General features: G+C 40.0%; 15 protein-coding genes. 6 read left to right on the forward strand and 9 right to left on the reverse strand.

Annotated features, from left to right (window positions below; translation table 11 throughout):
• Positions 1 to 245: 245 nt before the first annotated feature.
• From WSC_RS0108800 to pepA, 4 genes are all read right to left on the reverse strand, one after another.
• Complete coding sequence (locus WSC_RS0108800) at positions 246 to 2,084, reverse strand: DEAD/DEAH box helicase (RefSeq protein ID WP_016955556.1); 1,839 nt, start codon at positions 2,082 to 2,084, stop codon at positions 246 to 248.
• 74 nt (positions 2,085 to 2,158) lie between these two features.
• A complete protein-coding gene (locus tag WSC_RS0108805) occupies positions 2,159 to 5,005 on the reverse strand; it encodes a valine--tRNA ligase (protein ID WP_016955557.1) in 2,847 nt (948 codons plus the stop codon).
• Positions 5,006 to 5,031: 26 nt separating this feature from the next.
• Positions 5,032 to 5,472 (reverse strand): DNA polymerase III subunit chi, encoded by a 441-nt coding sequence (locus WSC_RS0108810; protein ID WP_016955558.1) that lies wholly within the window; start codon positions 5,470 to 5,472, stop codon positions 5,032 to 5,034.
• A complete protein-coding gene (pepA, locus tag WSC_RS0108815; RefSeq protein WP_016955559.1) occupies positions 5,472 to 6,977 on the reverse strand; it encodes a leucyl aminopeptidase in 1,506 nt (501 codons plus the stop codon). The genes WSC_RS0108810 and pepA overlap by 1 nt, the downstream gene beginning before the upstream one ends.
• Positions 6,978 to 7,292: 315 nt before the next feature.
• Here pepA and lptF point away from each other — a divergent pair, with 315 nt between their 5' ends.
• The 3 genes from lptF (at position 7,293) to WSC_RS22290 (ending at position 9,953) form a co-directional block, all read left to right on the forward strand.
• On the forward strand, positions 7,293 to 8,405 hold the full coding sequence (lptF, locus tag WSC_RS0108820) for an LPS export ABC transporter permease LptF (RefSeq protein ID WP_016955560.1): 1,113 nt from the start codon (positions 7,293 to 7,295) through the stop codon (positions 8,403 to 8,405).
• A complete protein-coding gene (gene lptG, locus WSC_RS0108825) occupies positions 8,402 to 9,466 on the forward strand; it encodes an LPS export ABC transporter permease LptG (protein WP_016955561.1) in 1,065 nt (354 codons plus the stop codon). Before lptF ends, lptG begins: the two co-directional genes overlap by 4 nt.
• An 82-nt stretch (positions 9,467 to 9,548) precedes the next feature.
• Positions 9,549 to 9,953 carry a YbaN family protein gene (locus WSC_RS22290; protein ID WP_050996143.1) on the forward strand — a complete coding sequence of 135 codons (405 nt, stop codon included), beginning with the start codon at positions 9,549 to 9,551 and terminating at the stop codon, positions 9,951 to 9,953.
• Here WSC_RS22290 and WSC_RS0108835 read toward each other — a convergent pair.
• Positions 9,950 to 10,429 carry a FlgT C-terminal domain-containing protein gene (locus WSC_RS0108835; protein WP_016955563.1) on the reverse strand — a complete coding sequence of 160 codons (480 nt, stop codon included), beginning with the start codon at positions 10,427 to 10,429 and terminating at the stop codon, positions 9,950 to 9,952. The genes WSC_RS22290 and WSC_RS0108835 overlap by 4 nt on opposite strands.
• A gap of 1 nt (position 10,430) precedes the next feature.
• Positions 10,431 to 11,144 (reverse strand): flagellar assembly protein T N-terminal domain-containing protein, encoded by a 714-nt coding sequence (locus tag WSC_RS0108840; protein WP_016955564.1) that lies wholly within the window; start codon positions 11,142 to 11,144, stop codon positions 10,431 to 10,433.
• Between the two features lie 250 nt (positions 11,145 to 11,394).
• Between WSC_RS0108840 and WSC_RS24075 the strand changes: the two genes are divergently transcribed.
• The 3 genes from WSC_RS24075 to WSC_RS22300 are packed head-to-tail and all read left to right on the forward strand — an operon-like array spanning position 11,395 to position 13,296.
• A complete protein-coding gene (locus WSC_RS24075; protein WP_157447243.1) occupies positions 11,395 to 12,096 on the forward strand; it encodes a FlgO family outer membrane protein in 702 nt (233 codons plus the stop codon).
• On the forward strand, positions 12,089 to 12,559 hold the full coding sequence (locus tag WSC_RS0108850) for an LPP20 family lipoprotein (protein WP_016955566.1): 471 nt from the start codon (positions 12,089 to 12,091) through the stop codon (positions 12,557 to 12,559). The genes WSC_RS24075 and WSC_RS0108850 overlap by 8 nt, the downstream gene beginning before the upstream one ends.
• Positions 12,560 to 12,591: 32 nt before the next feature.
• On the forward strand, positions 12,592 to 13,296 hold the full coding sequence (locus WSC_RS22300) for a FlgO family outer membrane protein (protein ID WP_016955567.1): 705 nt from the start codon (positions 12,592 to 12,594) through the stop codon (positions 13,294 to 13,296).
• 552 nt (positions 13,297 to 13,848) lie between these two features.
• On the opposite strand, the gene flgN is transcribed toward WSC_RS22300, so the two are convergent.
• The 3 genes from flgN to flgA form a co-directional block, all read right to left on the reverse strand.
• Entirely contained in the window at positions 13,849 to 14,274 is a 426-nt protein-coding gene (flgN, locus tag WSC_RS0108860; RefSeq protein WP_016955568.1) for a flagellar export chaperone FlgN, read from the reverse strand.
• Between the two features lies 1 nt (position 14,275).
• Positions 14,276 to 14,605, reverse strand: coding sequence for a flagellar biosynthesis anti-sigma factor FlgM (flgM, locus tag WSC_RS0108865; RefSeq protein ID WP_016955569.1), 330 nt, complete (start codon positions 14,603 to 14,605; stop codon positions 14,276 to 14,278).
• Positions 14,606 to 14,681: 76 nt separating this feature from the next.
• Positions 14,682 to 15,371, reverse strand: coding sequence for a flagellar basal body P-ring formation chaperone FlgA (gene flgA, locus WSC_RS0108870; RefSeq protein ID WP_016955570.1), 690 nt, complete (start codon positions 15,369 to 15,371; stop codon positions 14,682 to 14,684).
• Between the last annotated feature and the right edge of the window lie 137 nt (positions 15,372 to 15,508).

The raw sequence follows: 15,508 nt of genomic DNA on the forward strand, positions 1-15,508 counted from the left end.
AGCGGCGATGGTAGTGTGGGAGTTCCCATGTGAGAGTAGCACACTGCCAGGCTTTAATTTAAGAAGAACCCCAACTCAATGAGTTGGGGTTTTTTCGTTTATAGTCTGTAAATATTCGAGGCGGGCTTTTTCCATCCGTTGCTGTGCATCTGGTATGTCCGGTTTTTCTATAAATGCTGTCCAAATCAGATCTAACTCAAGATAAATTCTGAATAAACCCGTGAAAATCTTCTGCTAACTTATCATTAATTAATCTGATTAGCCTTTCTAAAATTACCCTGATAATCAAAAATACGGGTGCTGACTAGCCAGTTTTTTTGTTTAGCTTTTTTGTCCTGTTTGGCTATTACAAAGTCAGGGTGGGGCAACATACTTAAGTGAGGTGCTAACTCGGTTAATTGATCAAATTGTTTTGGTGACGCTCCAGAGCCAATTCTTTTAGAGAATTCTTGATTAAATACTTCGCGTTGGCGCTTAGAATTAAAATTAAAGCTTTCTTTTAGCTCACTGCCGTCTTCATCAAAATATTGTATATAAAGTACTTGTCCTTTAATTTCAGCGGTTATTCCTGCACAGCGAATAACCATAGCATCTTTTAGTTTAAGTGCGTCTTTTATTTGTTCATCTGGATCAACCAATACTTGTTTGCAAGCTTGGCAGTAACGGGCTGCTATATCATTTTCGTGCTGGCATTTAGGGCATTGTTTAAAAACGAATCTATAGTCACATTGAATGGGTGGATCTTGCTGAATTAATCCCCAACAACGACGGCCAAAGTGTTCGATTAAATCACCATCAGTATCCACTTTTCCCCAAAAGATATTTTGAAAATCACATACAGGGCAGGGCACTTGTACCGGCACTGTACCTTTGTTCGGTCTAACAGAGCCAACTTCAGGATAATAGAGATCAAAATCATTACCAGCATAATCTATCACCAAACAATCTTTTTTATTTGGCGCTAATCTGAGCCCTCGACCGACAATTTGTTGGTAAAGACTAACGGACTGGGTAGGACGTAAAATGGCAATAAAATCGACGTGGGGCGCATCAAAACCAGTAGTTAAAACAGAAACGTTTACTAGATATTTAAGCTTTTTTTGTTTAAAAGCTTCGATTAAATCATCACGTTGTTTGTTGTCTGTCTGGCCAGTGATCAAAGCGACTTGCTCAGGGCTAAATTGGCTTAAATAATGAAAAACTTCTTGTGCATGTTCAACTGTCGCTGCAAACACCATAATGCCTTGGCGAGTTTGTCCATGCTGATATATTTGTTCGCAAATAGCTTGGGTGACTCTTGGGTATTTAGCGACTAATTGATTTATATCATTAGGTTTATATTCGCCATTGGCTGTTGCTTTAAGGGATGAAAAATCATAATGCTCAGTTGCTGCTTTGACTAATTTAGGTTCAGTTAAATAAGCTTGTTTGATCATAATAGCCAGTGGTTGCTCAAAAATACAATGTTCAAATTGCACTGTATGCTCGCTGCGGGCAAATCCATAGTAGTGGTATCTGTATATCCAGCCTGTATCAAGCCGGTAGGGGGTGGCTGTTAAGCCTAATACTCTTAAATTAGGGTTTAGCTGCTGTAGGTGACTAAGCACCTTAGTGTATTGATTATGCGCAGTTTCAGTGGAAAAACCCGTAAGTTTTTTACCCGCGGTCTCGTTGGTTAAATCTTCAGTGGGCTTTACTAGTTTTTCGGACGGTAAACCTATGCGATGGCATTCATCAATAATGATTAAAGAAAATTGTTCGCTGAACTTCGTTAAGTTTGGTGCTACCGACTGAATGCTAGCAAAGGTTACTTTAAATTGGGTTTGTTTTTTATTTAACCCTGCTGAGAAGATCCCGGCGGTCAGGCCGTAACTTTGATATTTAGCATGGTTCTGTTCAACCAATTCTTTGACATGAGTCAGAACTAATATTTTACCCTTGGCTTTTTTCGCAAGTTCAGCAATAACTAAACTTTTACCTGAGCCAGTTGGCAGAACAATTACAGCTGATTTGGCTGACTTTTTGAAGTGTTCGATTGCTGCATCGACAGCTTGTTGTTGATAAGGACGAAGTTGATATGCCATGTTTACTGGGGTTAGAAAGATGTGTAATAGAGCGGGTATATCACTCTATTACACTCTCGTTCTAAGCTAATAGGTTACAGCGCAGATATTTCATCATATTGCTGTTTTAGCTTAGTTAAAGCGCCTTCAAACTCGGCCAACTTTTCTTTTTCTTTGTCCAATACATGTGCAGGAGCGTTGTTGACAAACTTTTCATTAGAAAGTTTGTTTTGCACTCGACCAAGTTCGCCTTCAGCTTTATCCATGGCTTTTTTCAAGCGAGCTAGTTCGGCATCTTTATCAATTAAACCCGCCATTGGGATAAGTATTTGCATATCACCAACAAAAGCACTTGCTGAAGCTGGGCCTTTGTCGTCAGCGGCTAGAATTTCAATTGATTCAAGTTTAGCCAAAGACTGTAAGAAGGTTTGATTTTCAGCTAAACAGCGTTGGTCGTCTGCATTTAAGTTACGCAACAATACATTTAAAGGTTTATTTGGTGAAATGTTCATTTCGCCACGAATATTACGAATACCTAAAATAAATTGTTTTAACCACTCAACGTCAGCAATTGCTGCTTCGTCGACTTTATCCGCAGCAAATTGTGGATAGGCTTGCAGCATAATAGTTTCGCCCGTCACACCTGCTAAAGGTGCTACTTTTTGCCAAATCTCTTCAGTGATATATGGCATAACTGGGTGCATTAATCTTAATAAAGTTTCTAGCACTTGAATTAAGGTATTACGTGTACCACGTTGCTGCGCTTCTGTACCATTGGTTAATACTGGTTTAGTTAACTCTAAGTACCAGTCACAGAATTGATTCCAGGTAAACTCATACAAGGTTTGCGCTAACAAATCGAAACGATAGCTATCAATATATTTACGTGATGTTTCTATCGTTTGTTGCAAGCGGCCTAAAATCCACTTGTCGGCCAACGATAATTCAATATCACCGCCATTTAAACCACAGTCTTGTTCTTCTGTGTTCATCAATACATAACGGCTGGCATTCCATAACTTGTTACAGAAGTTGCGATAACCTTCTAAGCGTTTCATATCCCAATTGATATCACGGCCGGTTGAAGCCATAGCTGCTAAGGTGAAACGCAATGCGTCAGTACCATGTGCTTCAATACCATTTTCAAAGGTTTTACGTGTATTCTTCTCAATCTTCTTCGCTAGCTGTGGCTGCATCATGTTGCCACAACGTTTAGTCACTAAAGATTCAAGGTCGATCCCATCTATCATGTCGATAGGATCTAACACGTTACCTTTAGACTTAGACATCTTGTCGCCATTTTCGTCACGAATAAGTCCAGTTACATAAACTGTTTTGAAAGGCACTTGCGCTTTGCCATCTTCATCTTTAATAAAGTGCATTGTCATCATTATCATTCTGGCAACCCAGAAGAAAATAATGTCAAAACCTGTGACTAACACTTCAGAAGGGTGGAAGGTTTTAAGCTCAGGTGTTTGCTCTGGCCAACCTAAGGTTGAGAAGGTCCAAAGGGCAGATGAGAACCAAGTATCTAAAACATCTTCGTCTTGGGTTAAGGCTACATCGGCCGCGATATTGTTTTCGCGACGTACTTCAGCTTCGTCACGACCTACATATACGTTGCCATCGGCATCGTACCAAGCTGGAATTCTATGGCCCCACCACAATTGGCGTGAAATACACCAATCTTGTACATCATTCATCCACGAGAAATACATGTTTTCGTATTGTTGTGGAACAAACTTAATGTCGCCATTTTTAACTGCATCAATTGCAGGCTCTGCTAATGGAGCAACACGTACATACCATTGGTCAGTTAGCAAGGGCTCAATAACAACACCCGAACGATCGCCATATGGTACAGTTAAACTGTGATCTTCAATAACTTCTAACAAACCCAGCTGCTCAAATTCAGCTACTATGGCTTTACGCGCAGCGAATCTGTCTAAACCATGGTAACGTTCAGGAATTGGCGCGTCTAATTCAAGTGGTTTGCCATCAAAGGTGAAGGTTTCACCTTGGGCTAAAATAGCTGCGTCTTTATCGAATATGTTGATCATAGGAAGTTGATGACGTTTACCAACTTCATTATCGTTAAAGTCGTGCGCAGGGGTGATTTTCACACAACCTGTGCCTTTTTCCATATCAGCATGTTCATCGGCGACAATTTTAATGCGGCGCTCAACAATTGGTAAAATGATTTCTTTGCCGATTAAATCTTGATAGCGTTCATCCTCTGGATTAACCGCTACACCCGTGTCACCTAACATGGTTTCTGGACGAGTAGTGGCAACAACTATGTAGTTTTTGCCATCTTTAGTGGTGATACCATCCGCTAATGGGTAGCGGAAATTCCACATGTGGCCTTTTTTGTCTTTGTTTTCTACTTCTAAATCTGAAATCGCTGTGTGTAGTTTAGGGTCCCAGTTAACTAAACGTTTACCACGATAGATTAAATCTTCTTTGTGCAAACGAACAAATACTTCTTTAACCGCTTCTGATAAACCATCATCCATAGTAAAACGTTCGCGATCCCAATCAACTGATGCGCCTAAACGACGCAATTGTTGAGTAATGGTGCCACCTGATTCTTTTTTCCAATCCCAGATACGGTCGATAAAAGCTTCACGGCCTAGGTCGTGGCGCGTTTTATCTTCTTCTGCTGCTAGTTTGCGTTCAACAACCATTTGTGTAGCAATACCAGCATGATCAGTACCGACTTGCCACAAGGTGTTAAATTTATCCATACGTTTATAACGGATTAGTGTATCCATTATGGTGTCTTGGAAAGCATGACCCATATGTAAACTACCAGTGACATTGGGTGGTGGGATCATAATGCTGTACGCTTGGCCTTCGCCTGACGGTTTAAAATAGCCTTTTTCTTCCCAAGCTTGGTAAAGGGCTTTTTCGATATTGGATGGATTAAATTTAGTTTCCATAGCCGGTGTCTTACTCTAATACTGTATTAATTGGTTGTTGCAGGTGTAGTTGCTAATGCAAAACCTGCAGCTCGATAATGTTTATAACGTTCACGTGCTTGTACTTTTTCGGCTTCATCTGCCGGTACAAAATCGCATACTTGTTTAAATTGTTTGGCAAAAGCTGGCATCTCTTGGCTGATATTTATCAACACATCTTTGCGTCCACGCGGTGGTTGCCAGCTAATCTCGACGGGTGAGCCGTATTTAGGACCTTCGCCGAGTAAATTGTGTGGAACAAATTTCGCAGGATCGAATTGCCACAGGTATTCATCAATTTGCTCTGCTTGCTGCTGATTATCGGCAAAAATAAACACGCGATTGTTTTGTCGATAATGCTGCGAAGCAAGTTCACAGGCATAATGCACAACAGCCGAAACATTCACGTCCGGCTGTTGTTCTACTATGTAAAAAGTTACTTGAGTCATTAACTGTTGGTTACTTCTGCCGCGCGGTCAATTAGATATTGGGTTAACATAGGCACAGGGCGACCTGTTGAACCTTTGTTTTTACCACTTACCCAAGCTGTACCTGCAATATCTAAATGTGCCCAGTTATATTTGCGGGTAAAGCGTGACAAGAAACAACCCGCGGTAATACTACCTGCTGGACGACCACCAATATTGGCCATATCCGCAAACGGACTTTCTAATTGTTCTTGATATTCATCCCATAAAGGTAAACGCCAAGCTCTATCACCAGATTGCTCTGATGCATTCATCAATTCATGTGCTAGTGGATTGTGATTGCTCATTAATCCTGTTGCGTGTTTGCCTAATGCAATCACACAAGCGCCAGTTAATGTTGCAACGTCAATGACTACATCAGGGTTAAAGCGTTCAACATAAGTGAGGGCATCACATAATACTAAACGGCCTTCAGCATCGGTATTTAACACTTCAACTGTTTGTCCAGACATAGTGGTTAATACATCCCCTGGTCGATATGCGTTACTACCAGGCATGTTTTCGCAGCCAGCTAAAATACCAACAACGTTAATCGGTAAATTAAGCTGTGCTAATGCATGCATAGTACCTAATACTGAAGCTGCGCCGCCCATATCGTATTTCATTTCATCCATAGCTTCGCTAGGTTTAATTGAAATACCACCTGTGTCAAAGGTTAAACCTTTGCCGACCAATACGATAGGCGCAACATCTTTACTTGCGCCTTGGTATTGGATAACAGACATGACAGATTCGTTATCAGAGCCTCGGCCAACAGCTAGGTATGAGCCCATACCAAGTTGTTCCATATCAGCTTCTTTAACCAGGTATGTATCAATAGTCTGATAGTTTTCAGCTAAAGCTAGAGCTTGTTGACCTAAATATTCTGGGTTGCAAATATTCGGTGGCATGTTGGCGACATCACGGCAGACTTTTTTACCTGTAGATATTGCTAATGCTTGTTCAATTGCTTTTTCGCCTAAATGTAATTCACGGCGGGTTGGCACATTAAAGACAATTTTGCGCAGTGGTCTGCGAGTTTCATCTTTTTTGCTTTTTAATTGGTCGAATGTATATAAACAATCTTGCGTTGCTTCAACAGCTAAACGCAACTTCCAATAAATATCACGGCCTTTAACGTGCAATTCTGGTAAAAAGCATACAGCTTCCATTGAGCCAGTTTCATTTAGGGTATTAATTGTTTTAGCGATAATTTGGCGATATTGGCGTTCGTCTAATTCACGTTCTTTGCCACAGCCAACCAGTAATACACGCTCGCTTAATACATTAGGTACGTGGTGAAGTAATAACATTTGGCCGGCTTTGCCTTCTAAATCACCACGACGAATCAGGTTACTGATATAACCATCACTAATTTTGTCTAGCTGTTCAGCTACAGCGGTTAAGCGTCTTGGCTCAAATACACCCACAACAATACAAGCGCTGCGTTGTTTTTCTGGGCTACCACTTTTTACACTAAATTCCATAATGACTCCTAAAATAGCTTTAGCTTAATTAGCTTACAAACTGACAATTTCACCCATTAAACATAGTCTTTTTTGCCTGTAGGGCAATATCAAGGGATTACTTTTCTTGAAGAAGCTATATAATTTGTTGCAAGCCTAGCTAAAAGCAATTCAAATCGCGGATAAACTGCTATTATCTGCTGATATGTTAAACAGGGCTGCGTAGGACAAAATTGCCACGCATTTGCCTAAAATGGTGCTTAACTTTGCGAAAACAACGAGTTTACTTAAATTTTTGTTGGTTTGCAGCAAAATAGACAATAAACGGATAAAAGTTTGATTATTTTTCGGTATATTTTTTCAGAAACTTTTAAAGCCCAGTTCGCTGTATTCAGCGTATTGTTAGCCATATTTAGCTCACAGACGTTAATGCGTGTTTTAGATGACGCAATGGACGGCAAAGTTCCAACTTCTTTAGTCTTCGACATGCTGACATTAAGCATGCCACCACTGGCTGGATTAATTTTACCCTTGAGTTTGTTTATCGGTATTTTTCTTGCTCATGGTCAAATGTATGCCGACAGCGAAATGACGGTATTTAAAGCCTGTGGTATCAGTGAGTGGTATATCACACGGGTTACGTTGTCGTTTGCATTAATAGTTGCTTTAATCACTGGCCTGTTTGCTTTGTATTTAACTCCTTTATCATATGAAAAACGCGAAAGTTTACGTGAAGAAATTCGCTCTGACGTAGGGATATCTTCACTCGTCCCTGGACAATTTAAAGAATCAAGCAACAAAAAAGCCGTTATATTTGTTCACGAAAGCGAACAGGACAACTCGTTCGATCGAGTATTTGTTGCTAAGGTCAACCCTGACACCAACTTTGATAATGAGTTTCATGTTGTTTACGCAGATAAAGGCACAATGGAGACTTTCGCCGACGGTACAGAACAGCTGGTATTGTCAGACGGCACAGCCTATTCTGGCGGCACCAACCGCTTAAACTATCAAATAACCGACTTTAGCCAATACCGCATGGTGGTTAAAGAGCAAACGCTTGAAGAGCGCCGATTAAAATTAATGGCTGTTTCCACACAAGAGTTATGGCAGTCGAATGAACTTAGCCATATCGCAGAACTACAATGGCGCATTTCATTGCCATTAACTGTATTGATTGTTGCGTTAATCGCCGTGCCTTTGGCTAGAGTAAACCCTCGCCAAGGTAAATACGCCAAAATGGTCCCAGCATTTGCAATATATTTATGTTATTTCTTGTTATTAATGGCAGGTAAATCTGCCCTTGAAGATGGTAAGTTGCCAACAAGCATAGGCTTGTGGTGGATACACGCAGGTGCGTTGATGTACGGTGGATACCTGTTTACCATGGAAAGAACTTTAGGTCGTCAGTTGTTATTTAAGCTTAAAAAAGGACGACGGTTAGCATGATTAAAATTTTAGATATTTATATTGGTCGCTCCATTGTCAGCTCAACCTTCTTCTCTATCTTAGTTTTAACCGCATTAAGTGGCTTAATTCGGTTTGTTGAACAACTGAGATACATAGGCCGCGGCACCTATACCATGGCGGAAGCTTCGTTATTTGTGGTGTATTCAATCGCGCGTGATATTGAAGTTTTTTTCCCTATGGCTGCGCTGCTAGGTGGATTATTAGGTTTAGGTGCACTCGCTACCAACTCTGAGCTAATTGTGATGCAGGCTGCAGGTTGGTCAAAACTCAACATTGTTAAATCAGCAATGAAAACCACCATACTTATGGTTGTACTTGTGCTCTTGATAGGTGAGTTTGTTGCACCTAAATTAGAAGTTAAAGCAGAGCAGGTGCGCGATGACGCGATATACGGCACAGGTAATAGTTTGCAACCAAAAGCCATGTGGTTAAAAGATGGCAATAATTTTGTATTTGTTGGTGATGGGCAGCAGCCTGAAGCATTACAACAAGTGACTGTTTATCAGTTTAACGACGCGCAGAAGTTGCAACAAGTAACTTACGCGCAACAAGCAGAATATACAGCTGATGGTTGGCATCTTAAACAAGTGAACAATACTCAATTGTTTGCTGAACATATTGTTCGTTTTGACACTGATGAGCAGTCATGGTCAAGTAAGTTGACCCCAGATAAGTTAACGGTTGCTAATGCCACACCTGAAGCTTGGTCGTTAACTGATTTACACGACCACTTGGATTATCTTGCTGGTAATGAGCAAGACCCAACTCGTTATCAATTGGCATTTTGGCGTAAAGTTTTTCAGCCAGTGACGGTTGCCGTTATGATGCTGGTTGCACTGTCTTTTATCTTTGGCCCATTACGCAGTACTTCTATGGGCGCGCGCATTTTGATGGGGGTTATGACAGGATTTGGCTTTTTTATTGCCAACCGAATATTTGGCCCTGTGGTCCTGGTATTTAACTTCCCGCCAGTATTAGGTGCACTGATCCCAAGTTTAGTTTTTACTCTAGTTGCTATGCATTATTTAAAACGCAGATAAATTTTTGTCGGAATTATTTGTCTGCTTTTTATCTTGCTGCTAGTGTTAATTTAGCTAGCGGTGAATTTGGAGTATTCAATCTATGCTTAAGACTGTCGTAAGAATAAGTTTAATTGTTGCAGGATGGGTGTCACTCGCGCTTGCGGTTGCCGGTGTTGTATTACCTGTGTTGCCAACAACACCATTCGTTTTATTGTCGGCAGGCTGTTTTGCTAAATCTTCACCGCGTTTTCATCAGTGGTTACTTCGACAAAAATATTTCGGACAAATGATCCGCGATTATCAAGCTTATAGAGGTATTCAAAAACAAACTAAAATTCGCGCTATTAGTTTAATTTGGCTGAGTATGACAATATCGGCATTGATTATAGGTAAAGTCTGGTTAGCCGCTATGTTGTTTAGTATTGCTATTTGTGTATCTTTATACTTGTGGCGCATGCCAAATGCGCCGACCTCGTCATCACAGGTGATACACGAGGTTAATTAGTCCATTACACTGAATGGGCGAACAATATCACCTGCTTGAATGTTCGCTAACAATTCTTTGTTTTGACTAACAGCTATAGCTGACTGCCCATACACTTGAGTCACTTCTATTTGATGGCGACTAACAATAAAATGTGGACGGCTAATACCATTTTTATCAACAAAACTCGCTTGATGTAAAATGGTAAAAATATCTCCAGACTGCACATTGTTGTTACGACCTATGTTAAATCGGACTTGGTGCGCATCAACATCCACAATTCTTGCTTTAGCTGCAACACACGCAAGCGAACCATCAATTTCAGAGACAGCTTTAGCTACCGATTGTTTAATGATTTGCCCGTAAGCGCTATACCAAAAACGCCGACTTGTCAGATCAACTCTTTGTTTTAAATCAAACTCCCACATGGTTTGGTCAAAATAATCAAATTGTTGAATACGCTCTCCAGTAAAGGCATCGTGTAAATACAAACGCATTTCAAAAAAATCTTTCCGCAGTTTGGTTACTAAACCATTGGGTGAGTTGGTTGGAAGTGCTGCCAATAGATAAGTCGACCAATTCACCTGAAATAACCAATTGGCTATCGGTTTGTCGCGCTATTTGTTGCAATATTGCTGCGGATTGATTGCTCGATACCTGATCTTTTTTGTTTTCTTGGGTATTTAAAATAGGGTTTTGGTAAAAATCTCTTACTTCAACATTCCGACTATGACTGCTCATTTGTTGATAAATTTGTTCACCTAACACCATGCCTAATTGATATAGACCACCGATTTTTGCATGTTCATTATGTCTGATTTGCAATGGCAGTACTGCGATGGCTTTTTTGTAGTCAGAGGCATAACATTGCCGAGTATCGGCAAATATATCTGCCCGCACAGTGACCGATAGCTCACCTTTATTAATTGACTCGTCCAATAATTCAATTTCATTGACCACGCCGCTAGCGCGAACCATAAACATGTCTTGTGTCAATAATCCGTTAGTTACTTGTTGAGAGCTAGTGATAGAAGCACCAGAAAACAACAAAGTTTGTTTAACAGCTTCTTCAATCGCTGCTTGCCGCGCTTGAGCAATATTGCCATTGATCACGCGGCTGGACGCGCTAGCTTGATACCAAGCTGCGTAACTAGAATTCGCCCACGGCAGAGTTAGCAGCATACTAAAGATTATTTTTGTCAAAACTTTCATTATTCGACTACCTATCACAAACAGTCATTTAATTGACGAATTAACCTTTAAATCGCCAAAATTAGCTTTATTGATTAGATAAAGCTAAGACTGTGCCAAAACCACTCATTGAGTGTAAAACTTACACTATTGTTAGCTAGAGCTTGATTTAAAAGAAAAAATTATTTGCTTGTGGAGCTAAAGCAATTAATAAATATGCTTATTATAATTTTGGAACTAATTTTGCAGTAATCCAGCCAAGAAGTAATTTTTGACTAATTTACGTGAGCATTTTATGGCCTGGCATAATTCATTAAACATAACCTTGGTTGCTGCAAGTGTTTTACTTGTAAGTGGATGTGCATACAAATCGACCCATAGTTATATAGTGCCGGAGAAAATGCCTCAGGAAGTGCCACAATATTATCAGCCTAGTGTCAGTCAGCTATCAATAAAAGCTTATGCTTTTATGCTAGCGGATGAGCTATTGTTAAATGTCCGTCCTGAAAGTTTATACGGTAATGTTGCCGTTACCCATTTTGTTGAGCAAGCAAACCGTCAGATTATCGATGGGCAAGGGCATCCGTTAAAAGCTTTGGGTGGTCAGTTAGAAGAAAGTTTTATTTATGAGCTGCAAAAGCGCGGCTATTCAGTGGTTGATTTTAAGTTAACGGGCGACATTCAAGTTGGTAAGCAGGCCGATAAAATTTGGAGCCGCGACATTAATAAACTAAATAGCCATGTTGATGTTAGGTATTTATTATCCGGTACTTTATCTATGCATCAAAACGGCGCTGTGGTGAATGTACGAATTATGGATAGTAGCAGTAAGCAGGTTATTGCATCAGCGCAAGGTTTTGTACCACACAATGTATTTTATTCGAGTCAAGAAATTATGACCCAAGATGGTATGTTAATTCATAAAGGGGAACGGGCACGTGTACCTCAGGTTAATGGAGCTCAATATGATTAGACTCTTAGTTTTATTAACCAGTTTATTGGTTATTGTCAGCTGCCAAAATACTATGCCTACGGTTGAGATAAATAAACATTATCAATGGCAATACGATCTACCAGAACAAGATTATATTGTTTCTGCTATAGGTTATGCGCCAATTGACAGTCAGCTAGGCCAAGATAAATCGACTAAAATGGTTAAAGCGATTAAAGCGTCTAAACTAGATGCATATAGAGATTTAACTGAAAAAGTTCATGGTTATAAATTAAATAGTCAGGTAAAAGTCAGTGATTTAGTGCTCGGTAATGAGAGCGTTAAAGCCTCGGTGCAAGGGGTGATAAAAGGTGCACGTATTATTAAAACTTATCACTTAGATGGTGTGTATATCACTGAGTTAGAATTAAATTTACGCGATTTGTATCGCATCAGAGCCTTTACCAATGGGCAAACTCGCATAATAGATGCAAGATACCATTAAGCGGCAACTTTCGAATTGAAAGTGAGGACATTATGAAAACCTTGAAAAATCTAAAAATTGCAGCGCCGATACTTTCTGTGTTGGCTTTGTCTGCTTGCCAGGTTACGTCGCCTTGGGCGCAGCAAGAGCAAATTGAACCGGAAACGAATACGCGTTTGTCGCTAGAAAGTTTTAATGGTCATCAAGATCCTGCGTTATTAAATCACTGGGCGCGCGATCCACATAGGTTTTTAAACCAACAAAATAGCCATATTCGTTCTGATACGCGTCTAGCCATCAGTGATTATGTTGAGGCTATGGCGATTAAGCTGATTAAGAATATGCGCTATGTGACTGATAAAACACCTGTTGCGGTTGCGAGTTTTGTGCCGGTTGATTCCAATTTAGAAGAGACAAATTTATTCGGTATTCATTTAGCGGAAAGTTTTCAACATCAAGCTATGGTGTTGGGTTTGTCGGTTGTTGATTATAAAGCGACTGGGACAATTCGCGTTACCGAAACAGGTGATTTTGCGCTAAGCCGTGATATTGATGAGTTACGTCAGTGGCATCCAATTGAATATGTGTTAACCGGTACTTTTACTTACAAAGACAATGGTGTTGAAGTGGTTGCGCGCGTTGTTGGTATTGAGTCGCGTGCAATTGTTGCTTCAGCACAAGGTTTTATTCCGCATAATGTTGCGCAGCAATTGATGCCGAGTAAGCAGAAAGATGGCATTAAGTTAGTCAAGGAGTAAGTCGAGGGCGCTGATGTGCTTTGTGTTTAGTAGTGGGGGTCTTGTATGCAATGCACAACACAACCTTAGTTTATCTGTCAAACTATATTCCAAGTTATATTAGAGTTTGTATTGGTGGGGTGAGCGCTTCTTAAGTGTTGCAATATGGCGAAACTGCTAGAGCATAACTTTCGCAAAACCGCTGTGAATACTTCCATGTACGCTTCGCTTTTTCATCCCTGAAAAAGAAATTTTGCTCTAAGTTATTGCTCTAACATTTTCTTAGACCATTCCCGCTGTTAATTATAAAAAGCCAAAATTTGATTATGTGCAGCAGAGGTTAAATCGAAGTGAGAAACAGCAGCTACTCAATCGCCTGATATGAGTCTGTTTGAAGCATAATTTTATAAAACTTCAAAAGATAAGGATATCTTTTGAGAGCGGCCATGGATTGGCGCATAGCGTTTTTATAAAATTATGCTTCAAATGGACTCATTTTCCACTAGGCGAGTAGCGAGTTCTTTTCAAAAGCAGGGTATACCAGAGTGCGGGGGGAACTATTCTACGAAAGAACTAAGCTTTAATACCTTTACCCAAGGTTTGGGTTTTCGCTTGACCTTGTTTGTCGTAAGTCATAGCGTCGGAGTTTTTTAACGCGAGAATGGATTGTTTTAAGCGTTGCACATTGTTAAGGCTAGTGCGAATCACACGTTCATTAATGGCATTTTTGCTTTTAACTTGTGCTAGAGTCATTTCTATTTGCTCAACTTTAGCAGCAAAATCATCTTGAGTTTTTAAATGGTCTAAATCAGCCAGCTCGGCAATTGATTTATCAATCTGCTGGATTTGGTTGATCAACTCGTTTTTGCTTTGGGCAATTTGGTAAACTTCATCGGCTTGACGATTTTTAAACGCAGACAGCTCACTATCCAATAAACCCATTAACTGGTTTAGGTTATCTTGTTGTTGCTGTAATAAATCAACCGCGTTTGTTGTCATCTTATAAACCGAAAAGTTTACCTTCACTTGCAATAATGTTAGCAGCTAATTTCTCTGCATTCACTTTGTATTCGCCAGAAGCGATTGCTTTTTTTAACTTGTCCACTTTTTCTTGATCAAACCCTGAGGCATCGTTAGCCTTTTTGGTTAAATTATTCAAGTTCTGTGCTGTTTGTGTAAGCGACACAGAGTCTTGGCGCGGCGCACCTGTTTGCGCAGCTTGAGTGTTTGTTTGGTTGGCTGTTTGCTGGCCTTGTTGCGCTTTTTGTTGCGCCTCCGCCGCTGCTTTACCAACCTGATTATTGTTCAGATTGTTTACATTGATAGCCATGATCTTTACCTAAAAATTTAACTTCACTATCTGTATCGGCCATAAGTTTAAAAACTTTAGCAATTAATAGCTAGTTTTATAAAAAAATCTGCACTTCTGATACAGAGCTGACCCGTCCTTGAATGACCCGGTTAGAACTACGGTTTTTTACACTCACAGTATCACCATAACTGCCATCAGACAGGGCGACGCCGGTTGTTTTAACACTCAAGTTGTTAGATACCGCTTCTATTGTAACCAGTTCTCCTTGGCAGACAAAACAAATATTTTTGCTAATTATAGCCTCTCCCGAGCGAATTTGCCTTTTTGCTTTGCTGCCTACTATGCTTTTTATATCGGCAATAAAGCCATTTCTTGAACGATTCTTTTCAATCATTGCCACTTTTAAGTCTTGTTGTGTGATGGTTTGCCCAGATTCGATATAAGTTTCCGCGACAATCACAGGCGTCATAATTTTGACTTGAACTGGCACATATAACCCCCAACCGTCGTCACCCTCACAACGAATACGCACAGTCATATTTTTTGAGTAGCTGTTAAAGTTGGGCACTTGAGCGGTAATTTCGCTATCACATGGTTTAATGGTTAATCTGCTATCAATCGGTGATGCAAACGCCTCAAGTTGTTCATCGGCTTCAGCCGGATAAATAGACAGCGCATGCTCTTCTGCAAGCAACTCTATTTGTTTTTTATCATAGACATTCGCCATTGACGTAAAAGACATTATACTGAATAAATAGCACAATAAATGGGTAGTTAACTTCATAATATTTACCTAACTAATTTAAGTTCCACTTTTTAAATATTCGACTATGCTTAATTAAAAAAAAGCGTTATAAATGAATCTAATATCTGTCAAATATTTGTTGATTTGGTAACTTTTTCTGCATTTAGGGTTAAGTT

Origin of the sequence: Catenovulum agarivorans YM01 (assembly GCF_000281085.1) — a bacterium.
In the GTDB taxonomy this organism is placed as follows: Bacteria; Pseudomonadota; Gammaproteobacteria; order Enterobacterales; family Alteromonadaceae; genus Catenovulum; species Catenovulum agarivorans.